23 protein-coding genes are annotated in these 20,076 nt (G+C 44.0%); all 23 read right to left on the reverse strand.

Translation table 11 applies throughout. From position 1 onward, the window contains the following. Positions 1-774 (reverse strand): M15 family metallopeptidase, encoded by a 774-nt coding sequence (locus tag PPM_RS14330; protein ID WP_014599908.1) that lies wholly within the window; start codon positions 772-774, stop codon positions 1-3. Next, entirely contained in the window at positions 743-1,240 is a 498-nt protein-coding gene (locus PPM_RS14335) for a phage holin family protein (RefSeq protein ID WP_014599909.1), read from the reverse strand. The genes PPM_RS14330 and PPM_RS14335 overlap by 32 nt, the downstream gene beginning before the upstream one ends. Beyond that, the gene (locus PPM_RS14340) at positions 1,215-1,436 is read right to left on the reverse strand and encodes a hypothetical protein (RefSeq protein ID WP_014599910.1); all 222 of its coding nucleotides are present in this window, start codon (positions 1,434-1,436) and stop codon (positions 1,215-1,217) included. The genes PPM_RS14335 and PPM_RS14340 overlap by 26 nt, the downstream gene beginning before the upstream one ends. Before the next feature lie 320 nt (positions 1,437-1,756). Continuing rightward, entirely contained in the window at positions 1,757-2,374 is a 618-nt protein-coding gene (locus PPM_RS14345) for a 2',3'-cyclic-nucleotide 2'-phosphodiesterase (protein ID WP_043921421.1), read from the reverse strand. Between the two features lie 64 nt (positions 2,375-2,438). Beyond that, positions 2,439-4,589 carry a phage tail protein gene (locus tag PPM_RS14350; protein ID WP_014599912.1) on the reverse strand — a complete coding sequence of 717 codons (2,151 nt, stop codon included), beginning with the start codon at positions 4,587-4,589 and terminating at the stop codon, positions 2,439-2,441. Positions 4,590-4,601: 12 nt separating this feature from the next. Then, positions 4,602-5,231 carry a phage distal tail protein gene (locus PPM_RS14355; protein WP_014599913.1) on the reverse strand — a complete coding sequence of 210 codons (630 nt, stop codon included), beginning with the start codon at positions 5,229-5,231 and terminating at the stop codon, positions 4,602-4,604. Between the two features lie 32 nt (positions 5,232-5,263). Beyond that, complete coding sequence (locus tag PPM_RS14360) at positions 5,264-5,404, reverse strand: XkdX family protein (RefSeq protein WP_043921422.1); 141 nt, start codon at positions 5,402-5,404, stop codon at positions 5,264-5,266. Next, the gene (locus PPM_RS14365; RefSeq protein ID WP_014599914.1) at positions 5,401-5,781 is read right to left on the reverse strand and encodes an XkdW family protein; all 381 of its coding nucleotides are present in this window, start codon (positions 5,779-5,781) and stop codon (positions 5,401-5,403) included. Before PPM_RS14365 ends, PPM_RS14360 begins: the two co-directional genes overlap by 4 nt. Further along, positions 5,778-6,878 carry a pyocin knob domain-containing protein gene (locus tag PPM_RS14370; protein WP_014599915.1) on the reverse strand — a complete coding sequence of 367 codons (1,101 nt, stop codon included), beginning with the start codon at positions 6,876-6,878 and terminating at the stop codon, positions 5,778-5,780. Before PPM_RS14370 ends, PPM_RS14365 begins: the two co-directional genes overlap by 4 nt. Before the next feature lie 18 nt (positions 6,879-6,896). After that, positions 6,897-7,307 carry a phage tail fiber protein gene (locus PPM_RS14375; RefSeq protein WP_014599916.1) on the reverse strand — a complete coding sequence of 137 codons (411 nt, stop codon included), beginning with the start codon at positions 7,305-7,307 and terminating at the stop codon, positions 6,897-6,899. Between the two features lie 12 nt (positions 7,308-7,319). After that, positions 7,320-7,874 carry a phage tail domain-containing protein gene (locus tag PPM_RS14380; RefSeq protein ID WP_014599917.1) on the reverse strand — a complete coding sequence of 185 codons (555 nt, stop codon included), beginning with the start codon at positions 7,872-7,874 and terminating at the stop codon, positions 7,320-7,322. Further along, the gene (locus tag PPM_RS14385; RefSeq protein ID WP_014599918.1) at positions 7,874-13,279 is read right to left on the reverse strand and encodes an SPBc2 prophage-derived transglycosylase; all 5,406 of its coding nucleotides are present in this window, start codon (positions 13,277-13,279) and stop codon (positions 7,874-7,876) included. Before PPM_RS14385 ends, PPM_RS14380 begins: the two co-directional genes overlap by 1 nt. Positions 13,280-13,368: 89 nt before the next feature. After that, positions 13,369-13,512: a hypothetical protein gene (locus PPM_RS29660; RefSeq protein ID WP_167518779.1), complete on the reverse strand. Its 144-nt coding sequence runs from the start codon at positions 13,510-13,512 to the stop codon at positions 13,369-13,371. 142 nt (positions 13,513-13,654) lie between these two features. Then, complete coding sequence (locus PPM_RS14390; RefSeq protein WP_014599920.1) at positions 13,655-13,996, reverse strand: hypothetical protein; 342 nt, start codon at positions 13,994-13,996, stop codon at positions 13,655-13,657. A gap of 64 nt (positions 13,997-14,060) precedes the next feature. Next, positions 14,061-14,849 (reverse strand): hypothetical protein, encoded by a 789-nt coding sequence (locus PPM_RS14395; protein ID WP_014599921.1) that lies wholly within the window; start codon positions 14,847-14,849, stop codon positions 14,061-14,063. 45 nt (positions 14,850-14,894) lie between these two features. Further along, the gene (locus PPM_RS14400; protein WP_014599922.1) at positions 14,895-15,341 is read right to left on the reverse strand and encodes a hypothetical protein; all 447 of its coding nucleotides are present in this window, start codon (positions 15,339-15,341) and stop codon (positions 14,895-14,897) included. Between the two features lie 10 nt (positions 15,342-15,351). Continuing rightward, a complete protein-coding gene (locus tag PPM_RS14405; RefSeq protein WP_014599923.1) occupies positions 15,352-15,786 on the reverse strand; it encodes a hypothetical protein in 435 nt (144 codons plus the stop codon). Beyond that, positions 15,783-16,361 carry a hypothetical protein gene (locus tag PPM_RS14410; protein ID WP_014599924.1) on the reverse strand — a complete coding sequence of 193 codons (579 nt, stop codon included), beginning with the start codon at positions 16,359-16,361 and terminating at the stop codon, positions 15,783-15,785. Before PPM_RS14410 ends, PPM_RS14405 begins: the two co-directional genes overlap by 4 nt. Next, positions 16,358-16,933: a hypothetical protein gene (locus PPM_RS14415; protein ID WP_014599925.1), complete on the reverse strand. Its 576-nt coding sequence runs from the start codon at positions 16,931-16,933 to the stop codon at positions 16,358-16,360. The genes PPM_RS14410 and PPM_RS14415 overlap by 4 nt, the downstream gene beginning before the upstream one ends. Positions 16,934-16,943: 10 nt before the next feature. Beyond that, a complete protein-coding gene (locus PPM_RS14420; RefSeq protein ID WP_014599926.1) occupies positions 16,944-17,510 on the reverse strand; it encodes a hypothetical protein in 567 nt (188 codons plus the stop codon). Beyond that, positions 17,507-17,905 (reverse strand): hypothetical protein, encoded by a 399-nt coding sequence (locus tag PPM_RS14425; RefSeq protein ID WP_014599927.1) that lies wholly within the window; start codon positions 17,903-17,905, stop codon positions 17,507-17,509. Before PPM_RS14425 ends, PPM_RS14420 begins: the two co-directional genes overlap by 4 nt. A 67-nt stretch (positions 17,906-17,972) precedes the next feature. Then, positions 17,973-18,974, reverse strand: coding sequence for a hypothetical protein (locus tag PPM_RS14430; protein ID WP_014599928.1), 1,002 nt, complete (start codon positions 18,972-18,974; stop codon positions 17,973-17,975). A gap of 3 nt (positions 18,975-18,977) precedes the next feature. Then, complete coding sequence (locus PPM_RS14435) at positions 18,978-20,033, reverse strand: hypothetical protein (protein ID WP_014599929.1); 1,056 nt, start codon at positions 20,031-20,033, stop codon at positions 18,978-18,980. Positions 20,034-20,076: the final 43 nt, after the last annotated feature.

Consider the following 20,076-nt stretch of genomic DNA (forward strand, 5'->3'; position numbering starts at 1 on the left):
TTATTTATCCCCTTTCGTTTCAAAAATCCCTGCTCGATCAAGCATCGTGACCATGCGGTAAAAGTCATAAGATCCATCATTAGCTGTATCTAGAACACCTACGGCCTTGGCGTTGATGCAGGCTTGTTCAGCCCACGTGGGTACTTTGGGCTGTTTGGCCGCTGTCTCCAGTGTCTTGATGCGGTCAGCCTGCGCCTGCACTGTTTTTTGTAGTTCCTTCAACGTTGCTTTTTCTTCTAGTGTCATGGGTTCATCATCTCCTGTTTTGTTAATCCTGGATAAAACTGAATCAATCTGTGCCTTCGTAGGCCGCTTACCTGCTCGATACTGTGCTGTGCTCAGGCCAAATACTATTTGTAGATGCGGCAAGTCGGTGAACGTTTTCCAATCGCCTCCCCACTCAAAGCCCAGCTCCTTAGCAATAGCCACAACCTGCATCCAGTCCGCTTTATGGTCTGCATTACCATCTCTTTGAGTATCCCAGCTTACAGACCGTCCGTCAGGCAGCAGTAAGGAAAAATCAATAGCCACACCAAAATTGTGATAGCTGGTCCCGCCTTTGGCGTTTGTTACTTTTGGTCCCGGCTTGGTCCGTCCCTGTGCGTAAAGCTCATTTTGCTCCGCTATGGTCCGTAGCCCCTGTGTGATTACGATAGGTATACCTAAAGCAAAGGAACGCTCTATAAGGCACTCCGCGGCTGTGCGGACGACAGGTAAAAGTCCCTGTAAACGCGTTGCAGATTTACTCTTTACCAACTCCAGTGTTATTGTCACTACCGTTTCCCCCTTTTCCTTTCAATACCTCAACCGCTTGTCGGATCACTGGTGGAATTGGCGCTCCAAGCCTGCCCCCGTTTTCCAGAATCGAAAGCAGCTCATTTGCCATATAAAAATAGGCGACCGCATCCCGGAATAGGTGCGAATCGCCTAAAACTCCATCAATCAGATGGGATACTGCTACCATTGCAAAAATAAATACCTTTCGAGCGATACCGATAAGACCAATCTTACTTTTCAAACCGGGTCCGGTTCCCTTCTTACCTTCAGCACCAGCAGCAAATAATCCGGTCACATAATCAATAATGACCAGAGCAAGTAACACCCCCAATACTCCCGACCACCCACCGTAAAAATACGTCACAGCGCTACTTCCTAAAGCAGTGCTGAACTTAAAAACCTCCCACTTATCCACCTTGCTTCCCCCGTCTCTCCGTTCAGGAAACTTTTCCTGAGCTATCATCGTCTACTTTCTGTTCCTTTTCTTCCTGGGCCTGTATCTCTGCTAATGCATTTCCTACTGCCATATCCAAACCTTTAAGTATTTCCTTCCGGCGCGCTGGTTGCGAAGCAATAACAGCAGAAATGACCTCGGTCAATTCTTCAATCGGCCTCGTTAAATCCAATTGTATATCCAATGCGGATTTTATCTTTGCCATGGTTTCGTCCCCCCCTCAAGACGCAAAATAAGCCCCTGATTTATCAGAGGCTTTCATACTTATATCTTAAATTGCTTCTATTGCTGTAGTGCTACGGATTTATCCGCAAGCATACTGTCAATTTCATTAATGTATTCTGTTTGCATTAAGGTGCAATTGGTGGTAGCCTTCTTTCGCTTTGTCTAATATAAGCAAGGCTGTACCGACCGTGCAGCTTTGCTCACCCAAATAGCTGAGTATATGTTTACACAATCTGCCTTTATAAAGAGTAAAAGCCTATCCCAAAATTAGGACAGGCTTTTCTATATCTCTATTTTATTTTACGTATAGTACTGTGACACTACGGATTTTAATTTCAGTGAAGCTATAGCTTTATTTATTTCTTCTAGTTCAGTCTTATATTTAGCTATATTAGTTTCAGCTTCTTGTAATACTTCTTCCGTACCTTTTGTCTCGGAATCCAGATTGTCCAACATCTTCTTATTCCCTGAGTATTCTTCTCTAAGTTTGTTGTATTTTTCAAGAGATTTTTGTAGGTTCTCTTTATCTTTTTCAGTATCACTTACAAATTTTTCGAGTTCTGATTTTCTCTCTTCCAATTTGGAAACAGGCCATCCCTGGTATTTACCTGAATAAGTTTTCACTTCAGTATTTGTTTGTTTTGAAGAAGAATTATCCGACGATTCAATTTGAATTGTTTTACCATCCACTTTTAAACTCGCCCCTAAAGAGTCGGTGACAGCGCGAAGCGGAACATGTGCTTTTCCATCAACGACTATCGCGTTTTCAGACAGGGAATTACCATTAACCTTTACACTATACTCTCCTGCCACTGTCTGCCCAACCATAGATTTAATTTGATCCGCAAATGCGTTTCCAGTCGTAGCAAAAACCACACCGATCAACAGACCAATGAGCAAATATGACCATTTTTTCATCATTAGAACCTCCTATGTAGTATATATGTCCTAATATTACCATCGGTAGGAGGTGCAGTAAACATTATGTTGACGAGCTACTTGAACTTCCACCAGCGGGAATGTTAACTGTAGCCACAGTTTTTCCTCGGCTGAACAATTTTAGATTCCTGGAACCGGGGTCGAATGTTGCATTAACGATTAAACCATTAAACAAATCACCACGTATTTCAGCAATATCATTACGGAAATCTCTGAGAGTGTTATCAAGACCTTTAATGCTCTCTACTCCTAAAGCCAGTCCACTTATTGTAGCTTCTGAAAAATCTACAGGACCTTTTAAATAAGTGGCATCATCTATAGATCGGATAATAATAGGTCCCATGTTGCCTAAATGAAACCCTTCTCTATCTCCGTAGACGCTTCCTCTTGGCGAACCATCATCCATAAACAATAAGCCGCCACCATCATTATACTGACCTAATGAGACAGCTTCTCCGCCACGAGAATTATAAGCAGTAAGACCATTAGAATTTATTTCTATGCGCCTACCCTCTTTGGCTGTACGGAATAAGGCCCCTGTAATAATACCGCCTTCTATTTCATTGCCGATCAGTTTACTGCCACGTATTGTACTTGCATTAACTGTACTTGCCCTAATATCTGAAGCATTCATTTCTGAGTTATCAATTTGGCCCGTAAGCTTGATTGACCTGGCAACAACATTCCCCTGCATGTCTACCCGGAATGGCGCAATGGTATAGTCGTCATTCCCTGCACTGATTCCGTTCGTATTAATTTTGGTTACGTTATTGCCACTACCAATAACCAAGGATACAAAGTTTCCGAGCTGTCCGACAATCTGTTCAGCAACAACGCCACGTGCTGTAATTGCTGTTCTTGCTGTTTTACCTCCGTCCGTTGTTAAAACAACCCCGTTTGAAGTCATAATAACTTGGTTCTGAGCATTGGTCTTGTCCTGTAGGATTATGCCACGTTGATCGTACTTGATTTCCGTTTTGGAATTATCAATGTCGATCACGGCTTGCTTGGCAAAGGACTCAAATACTTCCGTTCGGATCTTCCCGTTACTGAACAGATTATTGATAATATTCTTGTTCCGCTCCAGGTCAGAAATGATATCTGCATAGTCCCGTAAATTGACATTTGATATGGTAGGCTCACTGTGTTTGTCTCGGCTATACGGATACTCTGTAAGCTCTGTGATTCGGGCTTTAAGTTTGTTCATGTCCATAGCCGGGTCAATGCACATTACATTGTCGCCCAAAGCTGGTTTAGGTTCAGTATTGTCTATTTTGAACAGGTCCGCCGTCGATACGGTTACCTCCAGCGTCACGTTTTCCTGTTCAGCAAGCCCCTTACGTGTGGCCTTTAGCAAGTCCTCCGGTTCCTCTATGTCCTGTTCAATGATTTCCCCATCGTAAAAAGGAACCGACTCGCTGGCCCAATACTGAGCATAAGGTGAAATCAAGTAGTTCACCGCCAGCTTTCCATGCACAATCGTTCCTGGTATGCCTGACAGCAAACTCCGCTCCTCTTCGGTCAGTTTGGACGCATCCATTCCGATAAAGGTACGTCCATCCTTCATCTGAGCGAACATGCGTGTGACCAAAGATTCACCCTTATCTTTAAAGCTGCTGGATACGATATTCTTTTTAAGTCGGTACTGTAATCCGCTGTCGGTTCCAATCTTCTTCCTCAGGTTAATAGTGAAGTTGTCCGGTTCAACCTCACACTCATACATTTGGATGATCTTGTTGAGAGCTTCCAAGCACGTCCCACGCCCGAAGTCTTTGACATCATGCAAATCGAATGTGTCGTGGATAACGAATTTGAATCTCCCGCCTGTAGCAGCTGTAATCAGATCCGTGAGTTGATTGAGATGAATTCCATATGCTTCTGCAATGTATGAAGCATATGGAAACTTGTAATCGTTAAGCTTGAACATGATGTGATTGCAATAGATATTTGCAGTCAGCTTTTTTCCCTCTCGTGATCGGCTACGAGACTGAATAACATAAAATTGGCCACGCTCATCCTGAACGTGGCCCTTGATTGCTATCTTTTCCCTATAGTCTTCGCTGGTCATCGGGACCATGAAGGTTAATTCATAGTCACTGTTAATCCTGCGCCGCCGCTGAATGTCATAAGAGTCTACTAGCGTTCCAACACGCCGCATATTCTTATCAAACACTTGCATAGTTGGAGTAGGCATAGTCCACCTCACTTAATATAAGAATTTATCTCGGTGTGTAATACGGAACAAAACTGTCCGGCCTGTCTCTGGATCTGTCCAGGTAAGATTGTTATTGCCGAGATTTAAGTCAAAGAAATCACCATTATACAAGTGAGAAACGTTCTGCCCATTGCGAGTGATCTTGAACTTACCTGAGTCAATCACAATAACTTCTCCCGGTCGGAACACATCTGTAAACTCAATGTAGTCGGTATGGAATTTTGACAGTTCCGCCGATATCCTTCCTTCCCCAGACATGGGTACTGCTTGCATCAGAATTTCTCGAACGTATTCTGCGTTAGTTATGCGTCCCTCGCCAGACATAGGAACGGCTTCCAAGGCATATTCACGGACAAAATCAGCCTGCGCCTGACCTTCCCCGGACAACTCCGCAGCGGCAGTCATATCCAAAACAAATTCCAAAATGTATTCCGTTACGGTATCAGGTTCGTCAACATTAAACGACATGAGATTAAACGCATTATCGTTTTCTGCTCCAGCTGTCTCCACCTTCCGTGAGTACATTTGCCCGGAACCAGAAAGAGATGCAGAAAGGTCAATAATGTTCCCTTCTACATCTCCTGTATTAAAACCAAGGCTATTAAATCCACCATTAAACATAGCGTCCTCCTATCAGGCAAGGAAAATTTTCCTTACTGGAAGTCCACGCCTGTAATGGTCTTGTATTCTTCCGGTGTGATTTCACCAAACCGATTGGTTTCCGTCTTCACAGCACCTTTGAGTTGTTCCGCAGTCACCCAACGTTGATTAAATGCAAGCGTCCAAAATCTCATGATCCACTCTCTCCCTTCAATGAAATAATTTCTAACCGCGCCGCTGCCAACTCCGCGCCCATATTGCTGAGTAATTCCTGCTGCTGCATCGACTGGAGTTTAATTTGTGCAAGCTCTTGCCCAAGAAGTTCATCACTGGTCGGTTGTGCAGAACCCTTTACAATCAGACCGCCATCTGGTGCAACTTCAATTTCCCGTTCTTCGATAGTTGCCCCTTCAGGTAAAGGATTCATGGTCTGTTCTTCGTACACAGCTTCTTTCGTGGTCTTTCCCTCGTCGTTATATTCCGCTGGTGACACCAAGACTTGCTGGAGCTTATAATCCCAAGGCCCGATGTTGATTACCTCGTCATTTAGCACTATACATTCTTTTATCATTTAACAGCCCTCCATCCCGTGTTTCCTGTTCCAGATTCTTTGATATACAGAGTCTCCCCTGCATATCCATCCAGCCTTCGATATAGCGATCCTACTGGAGCAGACACGGCTCCTTCAGGACTTCCGTTCCCACTGAAAAGATTTGCAGAGGAAGCTTTTAAACTGTTCAGGTCCCCGCCTTGCCAGCCTATATTACCCTCTTCTATCCATAACCCATTACCAAAATTCCAGTCAGTACCATCTATCGTGTTAGATGGAGATATATATACTCGGCCATTATCCGATTTGTGTAATGCCCATGATTTATACCCTGGACGATAGATGGCTAACGGAATGGCGTTCTTGCTATCTATCGTTCCCCACACAGAACCGCCGCGAGTCATGAAAATTTCCGTCCACTCTCTCCAGTCAGCACCAGCAAAAGCAATTCGTGTATAGACACGACCTGGATTATCATGTGAAAAGTACATTTGAACAATAGCACCGCTGTCGTAATTCACCACAAGTTTGCCATAGGTATAGGCTCCGGGTGGATAGTTCGAAAAACCTGTCCATGCGGAAAGAGCCACATTGTAGCTACCCGATAGGGTGGCATCATTACAGTTTGCTGGTGCATTGCCTCGATTGCGATATGCGTTATTTGCTAGGCCATACGCAGAACTTACTGCACTCTCTGTAGCCGCTATATCATCCCGTGTACCGTTAACGGCCTTAGAGAGTTGGGTAACGCCCTTTTTAGTTAAAGATGCATTCTGAGTCTTCTCGGCTACCGTAGCGGACAAGTCTGTTACCTTTTCATCAATCTCAGTAACATTTCCCTGTACTGCCCGGAAGTCCGCTGCCGTGAAATTGCGTGCAATCCGTGTACTGACAGGCCAAGCACGGGCAACACCCTCATAGCCACGTACACAGCCTTTCAGAATGTTTTCCTCTACGCTTGTATACGTAATGGTTTCTGCTACATCCCCATTGCCTAAAACAGCAATACCCTCGCCCTGTAAAAGCACAGCGGCGTTGGCGACTGTAATTTCGGTTTGACTGTCTGTGATCAGTTCTGCAAGCTCAGTTTTAGGAGAGTTCACCACTGGTGGATACATTTTTTCCACGTTTCACACCTACCCTTCGTCTACTTTTATTTGCCCGGCCAGAAACCGAAGTGTGTCATTCGTCTGGACCGTGCGTGGTGTTTTGACTGCACCGTGATAGACAAGATTGCCCCCGGTTGCTGCTGTCCGAATGCCTATGTGTGTTATCAATCCCCAATCTGCTCCAGCGATAGGAAAAGAGACATCCCCCACGCTGGAAGTAACAGCTCTACGATCTGCTATAACTGGTTCTGAGAACGCCACAGCACGGCGCGTATAGCCTCCACCGCTTACTTCCTGCCCTGTATCCGCATCTGTTGGATTACTGGTGTATAGGGCAATGTAAAGCGTTTGAGGAGAAGCAAAGTTAACTCCACGCAAAGCCGCATTAATACAGGCTGTTTTCCACCAGTTCGACTTACTTAGTAATATGTCTGCCAATATAAAGACCTCCTATTCTACTTGATACTCATTTGCGATACGGAAATTCCGTATGTCGTTATTACCGATGTTAGTCAGGACGATAATAGGACTGGCTCTTTCATCTCCTGTAGAAATGACCGACACTGTTTGTGGCGATTGAGTAATGATAACTTCTTTGATATTCTCATCGCTTTCTGGAAACGGATGCTCACCCATCTTAATCGGGATAGTCAGTTCTCCATCCCAAAGTATTTTTTCGATATCTAATGTTCCAGCATAGCGCCCGATATATCGCCTTCCTGGTAAGTCTGAAAACGTAAATACAATATCCCCTTTTTTGGCATTAAAAAGAGCCGCCACTTGGGCGACTCTCCTATGGTAATCAAGGGTAGTATCATCAGCCATTAGGACGCATTCGAGATTGATTAACCGCGCTCCATACGTGCTGCCAAAATCCAACTCTCCATCCCTCTCAGCTATCTCAAGGCTATGGTCTTTTGTTGGTGGTAACACAGGTATATTGTGAGTTTTAAGCCCTAATCCAATGGATTTAAAGGATTTCCCATCCACCGTAGCGTCTATCACTAAGACTTGCCTCCCCTCGTTTGCAACCTCCGTACAAAGTTGTCCCTTTCGCTCCAAAACACCTTTGCTGCGGATTCGTCTTCAATATAAGTATCACCTGATTTTATTACGAACTGGTTGCTGATTTGCTGCGGATTTGAACTGCCCGAAGCCATTGGCATTGAAAAATCAGGCATAGAGAAATTAAGTTTCGGCATCTTAAAATTGATAATTTTCCACAAGTTGCTCTGTTGTTGACCATTCAAATACATTTCCCCTTCACGGGCAATGACGGGTACCTCTGCTCCCTTCTGGCCTTGAACGATCCCGCCAGAATGGAATTTTTGAAGTTTCCCTGTATCCTTCTTAATGCCATACTTATTCCGCAGAGCGGCATTTTCCTCGTGCAGTTTGGTCTTCTCAGCAGCACCTGCTGAATACCATTTATCAATATTGGAATTATATCGTGCCAGGTCACTGTCTTTTTCAGAGATTGAGGAACCTGTATCAAAGGATGCAGACAATGAGGTGGCATTGATTTCAGCCATTTTAGCCTGATAGTCAGCAATAAACTGATCCAACTGACGCAAAATTTCCGCGTTCTTCTCGGTTTCTTTTGAGATTTGAGTATTTTTCAAATCTTCAGCTTTAGATTCAACGCCGTCTGAATATTCATCGTACTTCTCAGCAAGCCGATCATAATGCTGCTTGGCAGCTTCAATCTGGTCATTGTAATCCTTTTCTCGCTCAGTCTTCTCATCTTGAAGCTTTTTCTTTTGATCCTCCAAGCCGCGCTTCGCCAGCGTCCGGTTATGTTCCCGTTGCATATCCTCAATGTCTTTTTCAGTCTGCTTACGTTCGGCAATACCTTCAGGACCGACAGCAGATTGTAACAGGGAAAGACGCACTTGCTTCTCCGCCATAGCACGATCATAGTCCTCGTCTTCATTAGCTGTCTGCATCTTGGCTAACAAGTCGTCTATGGCCTTAATTTTAGCGTCCTGAGCCTCAATAAAAGCATCACGTTCCGCCTCAATACGCTTTACTTCCTCATCCCGAGTCTTTTCGAGTGCTTCCTTTTCCTTCTTAGCAGCTTCGGCAGTAACCTTCTTCTGATCTTCGAGGAGCTGCTTTTTAAGGTCATGGACCTGTACATCAATCTCCATTCGCTGTTCTGTTCCTTCTTTATAAAGAGCCTGCATTTTTGTCCATAAATTGAGCTGATCGGAAACAGATACGGCTTCCATACTCTTTTGGTAATTGATTCGTTTTTGGAAGTCGGACAGGAACTCATCTTCCAGAGCTTTACGTTTCTCATAAATCTTCTGCTGCAACTCAAAACTTTGTTCAGCAGTACGATCCTTTGCCTTACTCATACGCATATAAGCGTCATATTCCATTTTGAGGATAGCAATTTGGGTTTGCCCCGCCATTTCCATTTTGGAAGTTTCTTTATCAATCCATTTTTCCGAGTTTTGGTATCGAAGCTCGTTATACTTCACGGACAGATCATAAATTTGCTTTTGGATTTCACGCCTATTTGCTGGTAGCAAGTAAGATTTAGATTGTTCCTTCTTGTAAAAATCCAAGCTGGTTTTTACCATCTCAATTTCTTGTTTGTTGGCCTGCCGCATACGCTCGGTTCTTCGCTCAAGATTCTCCACGTCTTCCTGAAATCTTGAATCATTCAGTTTCTGAACATCGCGGCTCCATTGCTTCATTGCATCCTTATCTTCCAAAAGGTACTGCTTATGTCGTTGAGCCAGTCGTTTGTACCCAGCTATTTGCTGGTCTATAGACCATTCATTACGTTCTGCGATGTATTTGAAGTTGTCCATATCATCGCTGTAGGAATCCTTACGAGCATCCGCAGCTTCTTTAGCAGCTTTTTTAGCCGATTTTTCTGCATCACTTTTTCCTTTTCTTCCTTTTTTCTCTTTGCTTGATGAACCGCTAACTCCAAATTTAGGGTCTTTGTATAGCTTCGATAAAGCGTTAATCCGAGTATCAAAGGATTTTGCTTGATTTTCATATTCAGTGTATATTTCATCAAGCTTTTTTTTGTTATCCAGTTTTTTCTTATCAACATCAAGTTGATTCTTAAAAGGAGCGTTTAAAACTGATCTAATGCCAGTCATGCTATTAAGTTCAGTTTGTCTTTTCGCAACCTCCAAGGAACTCTGAGCCATTACACCATTGAGAGCAGCTTTTAATTGAGCTAAATTTCTAATAGCTTCTGCTTCAATGCTATAAGCTTTTAAACGTTCATCAGTAGACACTTTTGTGTTGAATGCTGAAGCTTTCTCGGATTTCAAATCGTCGATTGCTTTCTGAATTTTTGCTTTTCGGAGAACTTCCACAGCGTCTTTTTCAAATTTCCATCCATCACTTGTCTTATATATTTCTGCTGCCAGTTGAGGATATTTTAGTATTAGGTCCGTGGCAGCAGCGGCGTTGAGAGACTGTCCTTTTGAAAGGTCGCTCAAGAGATTATTCATCTCAGATACAGCAGTGCCATTTCCTTGAATTTGCTCCCTTAAATCTGCTAATGCTTCCGCTTGAGCTTTGGCACTTTCAGCTGCTGTACCCGACTTACCTGCGAATTGATCAACCGCATCAACTGCAACTTGGCCAAGCTGCACTGCGACTTCAGCGGCAGAGGCGGAAAGTTTATGGTTCTCCTTCTCTAAGCCATTTACTTCGTCTTGGAGAAGCTGAACGGAGTTAGAAGCTTCGTCCAAACTCTTTCCGGTAAAAACGTTTTTAAAGAACTCTCCCATTTGTGAAGCTAAGCTGTCTTTAACTTTAAGGAGTTTCTCTTTTGTTTGCTCTAGCTCTTCGGTATTCTTTTTCAGCTGATTGTTAATCTCGCTTTGTTGATCAGTAAGCATATTCTTTCGTGCTTCATTTTGCTTTGCTATCAGTGTGTTCAAAGCATCAACCTGTATTCGTACAGCCTTTTCACTAAAGTTGGCGGATTCAAGCTGTTTAGCCCCATCCTTACCTACTGTTATAATTAATGCTTTTGTGACCTCTTCCAGTTGTTTCTTTATTTGAGTTTGTCTTTCAATAGAGGTACCGCTAATTTTAAGTGAATCAGAAAGCGATTTATGAGCATTAACGAGTTTGGGAAGTAAGTCGATTTGTCGTTGATACTGACTTATCATTTGTTGAGCAGCCGAATCAGCATCTTTCAAGTTTTGTGCTCTTTCACGCGCTGCTTTTTCTTCTTTTCCACTTTCCCAAATGACAAGAGCAATTGCCCCAGCCAGCAAAGTCAAACCTGCTGTAGCAGCAGCCATCGTTACAGTGGATAACGCTTGCGCCCTAGTCATAGCTGTAGTTGCAATTGTTGCCTCTGCTGTTGCAGCAGTAGATGCCTGAGTTGCTGCGCTACGTTGGATGGTAGACAATGTTGCTCCTTGAGAAGAAACAATATTCACTTCATTGGCTGTAGTGTTTGCAGCAACAGCCACCGTTTCTGCAACCTTAGCTGTTGTAAGTACTTTCACAGCAGCTACTACATTCATAATTGGCCCGCTGAGGGCTTTATAAGCTAGAAGTAAACCCCCAATAGCTGCTGTACCCTCAAACACACCAGATGGTACTTTGGTAAGGCCAATAAGCAGTTGGTCAATCGCGTCCAAGACGTTCTTGATCATTCTTCTTAGCCCGTCGTCGCCCGCATTGTTAAATATCTCAAGCAAAGATGCCTTGGTTTGTGCTGCTTTACGCTGAATAGTATCCATTTGAACTTTCAGGTATTCCATTGTCGATCCGGTTGAGCCTATAGAGGCTGCTGTACCAAGTAAAATATCCCCGGCATTAAGGGAAGCTGCCAATTTTGCATACTGATACACGCCCCGAGAGATATCTGCATATGACTTTGTAAGGTCATAGTTTTTGTCGATTACTTTAGTAGAAAGATCCAACAAGATATCTTCTGCTTTTCTCCATTGCTCTGATCCATTAACAACTTCCTTGGTTGCAACGCCCAAGCGTTCAATTTCTCCCACAGCTTTGTCGGTACGAATTGTACCCAATACTGTTTTCCACATGTTACCGAGATTTTCACCAGAGAGCGCTGTGTTACGTACACCGGCTGAAATAAGACCGTTCATGAAGTCGAAACTTACGCCTGTTTCAGCAGCAATCTTACCTGTACGCTCGAAGGCTGCTCCCAAGTCTTTAGCTGGTGCCATCGTATCATGGGCAACCTTGGACCAAGAATCCAGAACGCGCCCACCCAGCACCATAGCGTCATTACTGTTCTTGATTTGCACGCCATACTGAGCAAATGTAGACTCCATTGATTTTGTCGCATCTTCCAAGGATACAAGGTCAACGGTACTGAGCATCGTTGACTTACGTACCATCTCCTGAACAACACCTGCATCCTTATACATCCGTCCCCATAAACGAGCAGACTCGGTGACGTCCATAATCTCACTTCCCAGGTCATGGGCCGTGCGAATGAATTTGGTCGTCTGGTCATGTAACTTTTCAGTGTTCATGACCATTTCTTTCGTGCCTTCGTTATACTCTAAAAAGTAATGCTCGTTTGTTTGGATATACCCTGCCATATTGGATTCAATATCGACTAATCCCTCTTTAAGGACTTCCTGTGTTTTATGCAGAGCTGCATATGCTGTATTAAATACAAGGGCATGGGTAGCCATATCACCTACTCGGCTAATCCAGTTAGGAGTTGTATTAAAAGTCTGCTTCATTTGCGCTTCGGTTTGGCTTAAAGAGCGCCGGATCTTCTGTTCTTCCTGAAGTACTTTCTCACGGACTTGTGCCTCTTTTTGCTCCCTGGCACGTAATGCATTCACCCAAAACTTTTCGTAGTCTTGTGCGTTCTTACGTGCCTGCTGTGCTTCTTTCTCTGCCAGTTGAGATATCTTCATCCGTATGGACTGTTCTTCCATTAAGACACGTTCACGTGTCCTGTCGTCAGTCCCAGCCCCTGAGACCTTTGCCGATCTCTGACCCGTCAATGAAGCTTTATTCTGCAAAGCCTCCATACGCTTCAGGTGTTCACGTTCCTGCTGTTCAATTGCATCCTCACGCTTTTTTACAATGGCCTGTTGTGCCCTTAGCTTCTCATCTGTAATTTTGTTAGCTTGGTCTAGTTGGTTCTTTCGTGCAGCATTTAATTCTGCCTGTGCAGTGCGTTGCTTAACAAGAGCTTCGGATTCAGCAAGGATCTTCTTCCGTCTGTCATCTGCTGAAAGAGCAAACTTGTCTGCGCTACTGGCAAGAGATTTGAAATTCTTCTCACTTAGTCCGAGTTCCGAATTTAAAACCTTAAAAGATTCAGCATTCGCCCTTGCTCCGTTGTCGATCACCTTGAAAGCGGGTAGTATCTTGGTTGTATCCAAGTTTATCCGCGCACCTACTACATCTTTACTTAAGTCCGCCAATTCGCTCACCTCTCATAGGGTTCAGGAAACTTTTCCTGCCCTGAATACAGAAAAAGAGGCATCCTGCATGATTGCGGATGCCTCTTAATTTACTTGGCGAAGAAACCAAGATCAGATAATGTCTTAACCTTCTTTGGCTTTTTGTTTTCAACATTGCCACCGTGAAGAATGATTTCAAATTCCCGGTTTCTGTTCTTAGCCTTCATGAGCGCTCTAATTTTTGGAATAGTCATATTAGGCCACTCCGAATCAGAAATACCATTGCTCACACATAAAGCCCAAAGTTCTAACCAGTCCGTTTCATGCTCATCCTCGACAGGGTTAGACTCCTCCTGTTCATCTTCCTCATCTGACTCTTCATCTGGAGGAAACGACTCAGAATAGAAATCGGTCTAACAAATCATCCAGTACTGCAATACCGTCCTGGTCAATCAGTTCGTACTCTTTTTCCGTTATTTCCTCAACCAGCACGAGATTAAACACCTTTTTGTACATTTCCTCCACTTTAGGCCAGTCAACTGCTTCCCGGTCTTCGGTAGCCTCCCATTTTTTCCGGCCTATCGAAAAGGAAAACTTGTGTACTACACCATCCATTTCTTCACGAACCTGACGGATCAATGCAATAGTCCCGATCTTCACATGCTTTTTGATGCCCTCTGCCAACCGAATTTCTGAACCTATATTAAGAGTTTTATCCAACTGTTTGTCTGTACTCATTAAATTTCCTCCTCAATGTATGTAACCCCCTATCGCTCTGGTAGGGGGTTGGGTTAGTGATTAATTAGATACCGAAAATGATTTCCACTGCATATCCGTTAGGGTTTTCCGGCGTGATATCCGGTTCCATAATCTCCAGCGCCAATGTATTAGTGGTTGGCTTTTTTCGTTCTTGGGACACGTCCAATGTCCCACCCCCGAGAGCCTTCCAAATAGTGAGCTGGCAGGGGACTTCTTTACCGTTCCGATCATCGGTTAATGAAAAACGATGCACCAGTTTAAATGGTTTCGGACGGCGTTTACCACTTAAACTGCTTCTTGTGGCATTCTCTTTTGACCATTTGAACGTAACAGTGATTAACTTCCCTTCGTTTGCAACATCAGATGTAATTTTCCCATCAGCTGTAATTACGTACTGTTCTGCTGTTGGAGTAGACGCAACACGAGTCAGTTCAGTAAGTTCTCCTGTGTCAGTGTCTTTTAAGTAAACACGGTCACTCTTATCTACAAAGGTTCCGTTAAACTTCGTTGGAGCCTTTAATTTATAGCCATCAGTAGCGGTCAAAAATCCTTGCTCTACCTCATCAAATTGAACTGTGCCTTTTTCTGATTCAGCCCCTTGAGACAACTCAGCCAAAATATCAGAGTAACGAGGAACTTCCATCGAGGCCTTATCCCCTAAATCCTTAGCAGTATAGTGGAATGCATATCCACTATCGCCGCCCATTACTTTGTCCCAATCAAACTGCAATTGCAAAGTTACTTTTGTGATTTTATCATCAAGAAACTTTAGCCTTCCGCCTTCTTCATAAACCTGCGCTGACCCCACACCATCAAATACTAAAGGTTGCATATAGTTTCATCCTCCTTATATGTGAACATAAAAAAACTGGTCATCTTATTTGACCAGTTCCCATAGACGCTTATCAATTTCTGCAATGCGACTGTACTCTTTGGTTAGCTTGTAACCCTGTTTTGGATTCCAGATTCCCATGATACCCAATCCTTTAGCAAGCGCGATTTTTTCAGCAATCAGCGTTTCCCACTCGGTAGGTTCTGGTTTAGGAGGATTAGGTTGAGTCCAATTCAATTCGGCTTCATAAGTTGTACCAGCAAGAGTAACAACATTAAATTTGTACTTCTTGGTTGCATTTGCTTCACTAAACCATAGAGTTTCCTGATCATCCGGTTCAATTTTAACTCCATCTTTTTCAATACTGGATACGCTGGTTTTAGCCAAAGAAACTCGCTTTTGTGCTGAATCCAGCAGCTCATATTCAACGTGGTTAACACCATTGTGATCACCGGATCTCCCGGTTGATTTCCATACAGCTGCTTCTGCCATTCTGCCCACCTCAATTCATTCTCAAGTAATCAACATCGAAAATTGCTTTATACCCCTTAACCCCTTGGATGCCAGTAGCAAAATCTGAGTCATAGGACAGTACACAAAGATAGGACATAAATCCCTGTGCAAACAACCTTTTTTCGTGCAAGGTTTTGAATGCTCTTTCAAATAGAAGCTTTGCTTCATATGCTGTCTTACCGTAAAAGTCGATACAGAACTTGCCTTCGAACACCAGTGGATTAGTGGCATATCGTCCCGGCATGACATATTGGCAGATATGTGGAACTGTATCCTTAGAAACCGTTATCTCAGGCTCCATGCCTTTCGTAAATCGCTTTACGACATCAGCAGAGGATGATGAAGGAGTAAGCTTCAGCATGCTCATAAATTCCGAATCTTCTTTCAAAGCATTTTGAACAGCATCAATAAGTTGTAGGCTCACTCCCGTACCTCCTTGAAGTATCTGTGATACGGAAACTCAGTTATTACACGGCTAATGCCATCCAAAATACGTTTCCGGTTAGACTGAATTGCAATACGCAGGAAGTAAGTTGGTGGTGTGGCCTTAAATGAAGGATCAATATCACCGCGCTCCGCAAGCTCCTCCAAATCTACTCCAGCATATCCTCCACCTGATTCCTTCATGGTACCATCAATCGCTCGGTACTTTCCGCGGGAACGACCTACAATGATACGATCACCTTTGGACCTCAGTCGGTTCCATGCTTCACTATTCATGTAGGTTATTAAACCGGGATTTTGGCTGCTGTCTGCCATCTTAGAACCTTTACCGAATTGTTCAAGCCACGCCTGCCAGTAATCCGCTGTAATGTCGCCTGAAATCATTTGATTAGCAAGCACGAACATGTGCATCTCCAAATGGTCCCGAACTGCTGGGTAGTACCGTATGCCGCTTTTGGCTGTCAGCATGACCAGTTTCGTTAACCCAGTAATTTCAACAGCGAGCTTATTCTCCAGATCCTTCGCCGCTTTCACTGAATCATACCCTGTAATCATCGGCGGTCCTCTGAAAGCTGGACATGCAGTAGATTAGGATACTTCATCCTATCAACTTCATCTACCTGGTATGTCTTCCCGCCCATAACGATTCGGTCAGGAATAGCAGTAGTTGTCTCCTCTGGTTTCTTTACATCAACAGTCGTTTGCATCTGCAAAACAAATACGGTACTCGATAGTAATCCCGGTTCCTGCTGCCGAAGTTGCGCTGTAACATACTGTGCAAAGCAAACAACATCAGCAGCGACCGATGTAAATTCAGCATCGCCCACCGGATTATCGTTTACGTCATAAGCTTGCTGGTATCTTTGCACCTCTACCACAGCATTTGTTTTAACAAATGAACAGTAGTTGTCCTGATCTACTGTTTTTCTTAAGGTAAGAACCAAGAATGTGTCCTCAGTCTGCACCAAAGAACCACGATTAATGAGTGATTCGGGCGAGAATACACCGTTATAGACGTATTCTTTGCCCATTACAGTCGTCGCTTTGGTTTCCCTTGATAGAATCACTACATCTTCGTTTCCATCCACCACACACGGCGTATGGCGGTGTGAGAACTCATAGAACAACTTGCATCACCTACCTAAATGACCTATGTTCAAACTCAGACAGAAGATCGGCTATCTCTGGAGTAATCATGCTGTTTCCAAAGTATTCAATGCTATAATCGAAATCCTTTTTGGATTTCACATTTGAATTTGGATTAGCAGCAAGTTGTCCGATGATTAGTCCACATGCCACCTTGACCTTATCAGGTGTCGTTTCCCAGCCGCTGGTATACGTCACTTCCAATTCTGAGTAAGCTGAACCAAAAGGAGAGAAGCCACACCAGACTGTGCCAATATCCTTGTCGATATCAATGGTGCTGGTGTCAGTGATTGTTTCGAATCCCGGCGGACCAAAGAAATTACCCATCAATCCCTGCTTCGGCCTGCCCTTTACCTCCTTCACCTCTACAACTGGGTAATAAGACAAATGCCCTCTCTGCTGATCGGTAAGCGGTATACGCTCGGTATACGTTGTAACTCCGATCTCACGTTTGCACCGTCCATCAATTACGGCTGATGCTCTGAGAATAAGTGGAGTAGTTAATTTTATCCCTACCGGAACGAAGTCAGAGTCCGTTAACTCAAGATACTGACTCATTCTACATATCCAGCATCGGCAAGCTCGTCTGCCAGTTCATCCGGTAACTGTGCTTCGCCATCCACGAAGTTAACGACCCCATTTTTTAAATGAATCGTGTGAGGACCCTTGCGCTGGCTTGGTGTACCGCGAAGCGTAACTTTTCGGACTGCTGGAATCCTAGCAGCCAGAAAAGAACTGCGCGCATCATTCAACACCGTTGTTTGAGCATCGAACTGGCTTGGTTCTGCTCCTTCAGCGCCAACCAATGTCTCTGCCGCTGTAACGGCCTCCTTGAATGCATCTGCCGATTGTTGAGGATATTGCCCTCCATTTTCACCAATCTCAGCCTGCGCTAACAATGCTGCGCTTTCAGCAATCGCATCTTTCAGCTTATCCAGATTCGATTTTGCCAACTGAATCATCTCCTCTCAACATTAAGAGAGACGGTCACATTAACCGCCCCCTTAGTCTTAAAATTTATTAGCCTACCGCCGTAATCGTTGGACGCTCAATTGTCCCGTAAGCATGAGCGTAACTTGGTCCTTTAGCTACTGGAGCACCGTATTTAATGCCCACATACTGTTCTTGCAGGCTTGATGTTGTACCCAATTGGAACAAGTAGATCCCCTTTTCTCCAACGTAGTGATATTCAATCATCGGTTCGGTTATAATCGCAATACCATAGTCAGTATTCGATGCTGTCGTCGCATTTACAGACGATGTAATAAACGGTTCTGGAATAATCGGCAAGAGTCCAGCAGCAGTCATAATAGCCAGTACTTCCAAACCTGCGACAGTTGTCTTCTTGATGTTGCTGACTTGCGTTTGATTGTTGGCTGCGGTTCTCTCTTCTTCTTCTAAGTAGTGATGCGCAATAGGATGAATATAGATAGCGGTTGGCATAAGCTCGTACAACTCACTTGCTACCATTGCAGCAACTTTCGCCCGAATACCCGATACAATAGATGCAGTTGGTCCAACAGTGAAAGTGTTTGTGATTTGATTGGCAAGGCCCACATATTGAAGAGTTGTAGGGACTGTCAATCCTGTGTCTGTACCTCTCCAAAGAGCTTTACCGTGGGCAAGACCAATGCCATTAAGCATATCATTCAAATCCTTCGCCTTAAGCTCAGGAAAGTTGTTTTGTTGTTGTCCTAAAGTGATATCGTAATGTCCAAAATTAACTTGGTTGGTCAGGGCCTTAATCTTCACCCCATGAGGTGTGCGCTGATTGCTAGTGGAAGCAGCCGATGGATTACGTGGATCGACGAATTCACCGCCTTTAACAGTGTTTTGTTCATAGTAAGTTGAAATATCTCCTGTAGCAGGTACGTAATTTAGTCGTCCATCCAATATAGATGTTCGGCGCAATACATCTGTAATTTCTTTTTGGAAATCGTCTGTAATGATTGCCCCCGGTCCTTGAAATTGCGTTGCTGCTGCCATTGTGACGAATTCAGCTGTTCCTACACGGTTATTCATATATTACACACTCTCCTTGTCAGCAAATTGTGCTTTTGCCTGCATTTTAAGTTTGAAAGATTCGGAAGTTGGAAGATTAAGAGCATCGACGGAAGCACAGAAGGTTTTGTAATCATTCACTTCCGCTCCAGCTGCAAGATTGGCATTACTGCCATACTTGGACAATAGAGCGGATGCGCTGAATGTTTTGCGTTCCGGCTCTGCTGGAGGCGCACCCGCTGCTTTTAACTCTTTCAATTCTTTTTCTAAAGCATCCGCTTTATCTTGAGCTGCCTTTAGAAAAGCAGCAGCTTGTTCTTCAGCAGTTTTATGTTCGGCTTCTTCACTTGCAGCTTTCATAGTGGTGATATCTGTTTTAATTGCTCCCATCTCTGTGACCACGCTTTGTACACTCGCAGTGATAGCGGACATACCATCTTGCAGCGCCTTCATGGAGTCTTCCATCGCTTTGATTTGTTCCGGTGTCATATTGACATCCTCCTTGTTATGTTTCGTATTACGAGCAGCAAAACTCGTTGTTTTATAGGCAGCGGCATCAGCGAACAGAATAGCTGCTCCTGTACCACAAAACTCAATCACGTCTAATACATTTTCTAAATCCGTTGCATCCTGTACAGAAGCTTCCATTTCGAGTGATGCACCAAACTGATACTCGCTCCAGTTATACTCAGCCGCTAAACCGTTGTAGTAACGAATAGTCGCAACCACATCAGGAAAATCTTTTGCGTAAATGTATCCGTCAATCCATGCATACCCATCAAGTGAACGGTAAGCCTTATCAATTACAGCGACTTTAAAGCGCGGGTCATGGTCCGCCATACCGTTGGCATAGTCAATATTCAAGGCCATACCCACGAAGGTTTGAAGATATTGGTCGCAAACATTTGATGAAATACGAATACGTTTCCCGCCAGCACCATGAGGTGAGCCATCACTTGGTTGATCAACTGCGAAAAGAGCACATTTGAAAGGAACCTTGTTTGGATGTCCTCCTTCTTCGGATAACTTGAAGTCCTGAACGCGCATCCGCTGGTTGCTCATTTTCAACGTTTTAAGCATTTAGATTCTCACCTCCCTCCGTGATATTTCTGTTGTCTGCGCT

This window comes from Paenibacillus polymyxa M1 (genome assembly GCF_000237325.1).
In the GTDB taxonomy this organism is placed as follows: Bacteria; Bacillota; Bacilli; order Paenibacillales; family Paenibacillaceae; genus Paenibacillus; species Paenibacillus polymyxa_C.

Excerpts from the sequence above, each read along its gene's own strand:
- PPM_RS14355 (WP_014599913.1), bottom strand. The coding sequence starts at position 5,231 with ATGTTTAATGGTGGATTTAATAGCCTTGGTTTTAATACAGGAGATGTA.
- PPM_RS14390 (WP_014599920.1), bottom strand. The coding sequence starts at position 13,996 with ATGAGTACAGACAAACAGTTGGATAAAACTCTTAATATAGGTTCAGAA.
- PPM_RS14340 (WP_014599910.1), bottom strand. The coding sequence starts at position 1,436 with ATGGCAAAGATAAAATCCGCATTGGATATACAATTGGATTTAACGAGG.
- PPM_RS14430 (WP_014599928.1), bottom strand. The coding sequence starts at position 18,974 with ATGAATAACCGTGTAGGAACAGCTGAATTCGTCACAATGGCAGCAGCA.
- PPM_RS14350 (WP_014599912.1), bottom strand. The coding sequence starts at position 4,589 with ATGCCTACTCCAACTATGCAAGTGTTTGATAAGAATATGCGGCGTGTT.
- PPM_RS14435 (WP_014599929.1), bottom strand. The coding sequence starts at position 20,033 with ATGCTTAAAACGTTGAAAATGAGCAACCAGCGGATGCGCGTTCAGGAC.
- PPM_RS14365 (WP_014599914.1), bottom strand. The coding sequence starts at position 5,781 with ATGATAAAAGAATGTATAGTGCTAAATGACGAGGTAATCAACATCGGG.
- PPM_RS14370 (WP_014599915.1), bottom strand. The coding sequence starts at position 6,878 with ATGTATCCACCAGTGGTGAACTCTCCTAAAACTGAGCTTGCAGAACTG.
- PPM_RS14360 (WP_043921422.1), bottom strand. The coding sequence starts at position 5,404 with ATGAGATTTTGGACGCTTGCATTTAATCAACGTTGGGTGACTGCGGAA.
- PPM_RS14420 (WP_014599926.1), bottom strand. The coding sequence starts at position 17,510 with ATGAGTCAGTATCTTGAGTTAACGGACTCTGACTTCGTTCCGGTAGGG.
- PPM_RS14345 (WP_043921421.1), bottom strand. The coding sequence starts at position 2,374 with ATGAAAAAATGGTCATATTTGCTCATTGGTCTGTTGATCGGTGTGGTT.
- PPM_RS14410 (WP_014599924.1), bottom strand. The coding sequence starts at position 16,361 with ATGATTACAGGGTATGATTCAGTGAAAGCGGCGAAGGATCTGGAGAAT.
- PPM_RS14335 (WP_014599909.1), bottom strand. The coding sequence starts at position 1,240 with ATGATAGCTCAGGAAAAGTTTCCTGAACGGAGAGACGGGGGAAGCAAG.
- PPM_RS14400 (WP_014599922.1), bottom strand. The coding sequence starts at position 15,341 with ATGGCAGAAGCAGCTGTATGGAAATCAACCGGGAGATCCGGTGATCAC.
- PPM_RS14395 (WP_014599921.1), bottom strand. The coding sequence starts at position 14,849 with ATGCAACCTTTAGTATTTGATGGTGTGGGGTCAGCGCAGGTTTATGAA.
- PPM_RS29660 (WP_167518779.1), bottom strand. The coding sequence starts at position 13,512 with ATGACTATTCCAAAAATTAGAGCGCTCATGAAGGCTAAGAACAGAAAC.